This window comes from Streptomyces barkulensis, from assembly GCF_002843305.1.
Classification (GTDB): Bacteria; Actinomycetota; Actinomycetes; order Streptomycetales; family Streptomycetaceae; genus Streptomyces; species Streptomyces barkulensis.
In genome coordinates this window covers 1-4,629 of the sequence record NZ_PGSG01000086.1, presented here as the reverse complement: position 1 = coordinate 4,629, position 4,629 = coordinate 1, and the positions used below count along the sequence as shown (strand labels likewise).

At 71.4% G+C, this 4,629-nt stretch carries 4 protein-coding genes; 1 reads left to right on the top strand and 3 read right to left on the bottom strand.

The features are described from left to right. Window positions 1–323: 323 nt before the first annotated feature. Entirely contained in the window at window positions 324–1,331 is a 1,008-nt protein-coding gene (locus CUT83_RS15600; RefSeq protein WP_101256455.1) for a stage II sporulation protein M, read from the bottom strand. A gap of 142 nt (window positions 1,332–1,473) precedes the next feature. On the opposite strand from CUT83_RS15600, the gene CUT83_RS15595 reads away from it, so the two are divergent. After that, window positions 1,474–2,442 (top strand): RDD family protein, encoded by a 969-nt coding sequence (locus CUT83_RS15595; protein WP_101256454.1) that lies wholly within the window; start codon window positions 1,474–1,476, stop codon window positions 2,440–2,442. A gap of 29 nt (window positions 2,443–2,471) precedes the next feature. Here the strand turns inward: CUT83_RS15595 and CUT83_RS15590 are convergent, their stop codons facing one another. Both CUT83_RS15590 and ahcY read right to left on the bottom strand, forming a co-directional pair. Continuing rightward, window positions 2,472–3,086, bottom strand: coding sequence for a hypothetical protein (locus CUT83_RS15590; RefSeq protein ID WP_101256453.1), 615 nt, complete (start codon window positions 3,084–3,086; stop codon window positions 2,472–2,474). A gap of 108 nt (window positions 3,087–3,194) precedes the next feature. Beyond that, window positions 3,195–4,629, bottom strand: a 1,435-nt coding sequence (gene ahcY, locus CUT83_RS15585) for an adenosylhomocysteinase (RefSeq protein WP_101255568.1), incomplete at its 5' end; no start/stop codon positions are given.

Genomic DNA, 4,629 nt, shown 5'->3' with positions numbered 1-4,629 from the left:
TGTTGAGTTCTCAAGGAACGGACGCTTCCTTCGGCACCCCTTCCGGGGCCCCTCCGGGCGCTTCCCTTCGGTGTCTCCGACACTATCAGATTCGCTTTGGCCGATCGAAATCGGCTTCGCTTCCCGATGAGAATTCGGATTGCCTCACCGGAGCCATGGGCTCCCGGTAGAAGCTGGATAGATTTTCATCCGTCTACCTCAGAGGGTACCACCCTCCGGGCAACTTCTAAAATCTACCTCCCGCAGAGCCCCCCGTCAAGGGCGCCCTCCGGAACGATCAGAACCGTAGCAGGTCCGAGGGCCTCGATGCACATCGGCCCGTGTCACGCCGCCAGAGGCACCTCGGCGGAGCGGTCGGCGGCCTCCACGTCACCCGCCTCCCCCCTCCTCGCAGCCTTGGCACCCAGCAGGTAGACGTAGGCCAGGAAGGCCAGCTCGGCGACCACTCCGATGGTGATCCGGGCCCAGGTGGGCAGTCCCGAGGGGGTCACGAAGCCCTCGATGACGCCCGAGACGAAGAGCACCGCGGCCAGGCCGAGCGCCATGCCGATGGCCGCTCGCCCCTCCTGCGCGAGCGCCGTGCGGCGGCTGCGCGGTCCCGGGTCGATGACCGTCCACCCCAGGCGCAGCCCCGTGCCGGCCGCGACGAAGAGAGCGGTCAGTTCGAGCAGGCCGTGCGGGAGGATCAGACCGAGGAAGACGTCCAGGCGGCCGGCCGAGGCCATCAGGCCGATGCCGATGCCGATGTTCAGCATGTTCTGGAACAGCACCCACAGCACCGGTATCCCGAGGAAGGCGCCGAAGATCAGGCAGATCGCGGCGGCCTGGGCGTTGTTCGTCCACACCTGGGCGGCGAAGGACGTGGCCGGGTTGCTGGAGTAGTACGTCTCGTACTGGCCTCCGGGCCGGGTCATCTCGCGCAGCTGCTCCGGGGCCGCGATGGAGGCCTGGATCTCGGGGTGGGCCCCGATCCACCAGCCGATGAGGACGGCGACCAGTGTGGAGAGCAGGGCCGTCGGTATCCACCAGTGCCGGGAGCGGTAGACGGCGGCGGGGAAACCGACCGTGAAGAAGCGCGCCACGTCGCGCCAGGTCGAGCGGCGGGTGCCGGTGACCGCGCTGCGCGCGCGGGCGACGAGCGAGGTGAGCCGGCCGGTCAGCGCGGGGTCGGGGGCGGTGGACTGGATCAGCGACAGATGGGTGGAGGTGCGCTGGTAGAGGGCGACGAGTTCGTCCGCCTCGGCTCCGGTGAGGCGGCTTCGGCGGCGCAGCAGCTCCTCCAGGCGGTCCCACTCGGCGCGGTGGGCGGTGACGAAGACATCGAGGTCCATGGGGAGAGCTTTTCAGATGGGGGGCGGTCGGTCTCGGGCTGCTTGTCCGTCGGTCGGCCGTGGGCGGCAGACTGTGTACGTACCCGGCGTACGGCGTAGGAGGCGTACACGGGTTTGAAGCGAGGGCGAGGAGGCGTGCCGGGTGAGTCAGCTCGTGACGGGTGATGCGGTGGTGCTCGGGCTGCGGCCCGCGCGGCTGCCGAGCCGGGCCCTGGCCGTCTTCATAGATCTGGTCGTGCTCTGGGGGGTCTACCTGGCGCTGTCGATGGCGGTGCTGTCGGCCACCGGGTCGCTGGACGACGCGGCCACCGCCGCGATCGCCGTCGCGCTGCTGCTGCTGGTGCTGGTGGGCGGGCCGGTAGCGGTCGAGACGCTCTCCCACGGCCGTTCGCTGGGGAAGGCGGCGTGCGGACTGCGGGTGGTACGGGAGGACGGCGGGCCGATCCGCTTCCGGCACGCGCTGGTGCGCGGGGCGCTGGGCTTCGTGGAGATCCAGATGACGGTGGGGGTCGTCGCGTGCATCGCCTCGCTGGTCTCCGCGCGGGGCCGGCGGCTCGGTGACGTGTTCGCCGGGACACTGGTGGTGCGGGAGCGGATCCCGGTGTCGCGGCCGGTGCCGGTGCCGCCGCCTCCTCCGTGGGTGGCCGGGCACTTCGCGGAGCTGGACCTGTCGCGGGTGCCGGACGGGCTGTGGCTTGCCGTACGGCAGTACCTGCTGCGTGCGGACCAGCTCGATCCGCAGGTGGGCTGGTCGATGGCGCAGCGCCTGGCGGCCGACGTGGCGGGCTTCACCGGGGCCCCTGCCCCGGAGGGGATGCCTCCGGCCGTGTACCTGTCCGGTGTGGTGGCCGAGCGGCAGGGGCGGGAGGCGCAGCGGGCCTTCGGGGAAGGGGTCCGGCCGGAGGCCGGACAGAGCGGCACCGCGCTTCCGCCGAGCGCCCCCGGAAGCGGTTCCGGTCCCGGTCCCGTCTGGCCCGCCTCCCCTCCCTCTGCCCCTCCGGCGCCCGCGCCGTCTCCGCCGCAGCCACCTGCCGGTGACGGCGGTGGCGGTGGCGGTGGCGGTGGCGGGGAGGCGGACGGGCCGCGCACCGGCTTCGTTCCCCCGGCCTGACCCGCCGGCCGAGCGGCCCGGCCGGCGGGTCAGTCGAACGTCGAGGGCGGTGACTCCAGGTCCTCCAGCTCGATTCCGGGGGCGGCCAGGACGACGTCCCCTGCGATGTGGACGGAGTGCCGCTCGCCCGTCTCCAGATCGTCGACCCGGTAGTGGTCCACGGTCAGCGGGCCGCTGTCGGTGGCGTGTGTTTCGCTGTCCACCAGCGCCCAGGCCTGGTCGAGGGTGCGGGGAGCGAGCACGGGGGGTGCGAAGGCGACGAGGCGGACGCGGGTGGCCGGTGCGCCGGGCGCGGGGCGCAGCAGCCGGGCGACGGCGACGAGGAAGGCGGGGGACGCTCCGGTGAAGGCGTGGGCGGGCGCGTTGCCCTCCTGTGCCCGCTCTCCGGCCGGGTCGGCGCGCACCCAGGTCACGCCGTCGAGGGCGGCGCCGCGCACCTGCCAGTGGGGGGTGGCCAGTTCGAGGCGGAGAGGGCGGCCGATGCCGTCCAGGGTGAGGTCGACCGAGCCCGCGCGGCCGCCGGAGGGTGCGGTGAGCTGTGAGACGTACCGCCAGCCGGACGGGCCGGTGGCGCACTGGAAGTGCTCCTCGCCCAGGGGGGCGCGGTCGTGCGGGTCGTGGAGTGAGTAGCGGCCACGGGGCATGACGGGATCCTTACGGGTCAGGCCCCCGCCGTGGAGCGGGGGCCTGACGGTGTCGCCTACCTGCTGTGTGACGTGCCGTGTACCGGCACCGGTGTCAGCAGTGGTGGCTCAGTAGCGGTAGTGGTCGGGCTTGTACGGACCCTCCACCGGCACCCCGATGTAGGCCGCCTGCTCCGGACTCAGCACGGTCAGCCTCGCCCCCAGCGCCTCCAGATGCAGCCGGGCGACCTTCTCGTCCAGATGCTTGGGCAGCACATACACCCCCACCGGATAGGCATCCGGCTTGGTGAACAACTCGATCTGGGCGATCGTCTGGTTGGCGAAGGAGTTCGACATCACGAACGACGGATGCCCGGTGGCGTTGCCCAGGTTCAGCAGCCGCCCCTCGGACAGCACGATGATCGCCTTCCCGTCCGGGAAGGTCCAGGTGTGCACCTGCGGCTTGACCTCGTCCCTGACGATCCCGGGGATCGCCGCCAGACCGGCCATGTCGATCTCGTTGTCGAAGTGGCCGATGTTGCCCACGATCGCCTGGTGCTTCATCCGCGCCATGTGGGAGGCCAGAATGATGTCCTTGTTGCCGGTGGTGGTCACGAAGATGTCCGCACTCTCCACCACATCCTCCAGCGTGGCGACCTGATAGCCGTCCATCGCCGCCTGCAGCGCGCAGATCGGGTCGATCTCGGTGACGATCACCCGCGCGCCCTGCCCGCGCAGCGACTCCGCGCACCCCTTGCCCACGTCCCCGTAACCGCACACCACGGCCACCTTGCCGCCGATCAGGGTGTCGGTGGCCCGGTTGATCCCGTCGATCAGCGAGTGGCGGCAGCCGTACTTGTTGTCGAACTTCGACTTCGTCACCGAGTCGTTGACGTTGATCGCCGGGAAGAGCAGCACGCCGTCGCGCTGCATCTCGTACAGCCGGTGCACCCCGGTGGTGGTCTCCTCCGTCACCCCCCGGATCTCCGAGGCCAGCGCCGTCCACTTGCCCGGCTGCTCGGCCAGGGTGCGGGCCAGCAGGCCCAGGATGACCGCGTGCTCCTCGGACTCGGCCGTGGAGACGTCCGGCACCGCGCCGGCCTTCTCGTACTCCACGCCCTTGTGCACCAGCAGCGTGGCGTCCCCGCCGTCGTCCAGAATCATGTTCGGCCCGCCGGTGGGCTCGCCCGGCCAGGTCAGCGCCTGCTCGGTGCACCACCAGTACTCCTGAAGGCTCTCGCCCTTCCAGGCGAAGACCGGCACCCCCCGCGGATCCTCGGGAGTGCCACCGGGACCGACCGCGACCGCGGCGGCGGCATGGTCCTGGGTGGAGAAGATGTTGCAGGACGCCCAGCGCACCCGCGCGCCCAGCGCCACCAGCGTCTCGATCAGCACGGCCGTCTGCACCGTCATGTGCAGCGACCCGGTGATCCGCGCCCCGGCCAGCGGCCGGGCGGCGGCGTACTCGCGGCGGATGGCCATCAGACCGGGCATCTCGTGCTCGGCCAGCGTGATCTCCTTGCGGCCGAACGCCGCCAGGGACAGATCCGCCACCTTGAAGTCC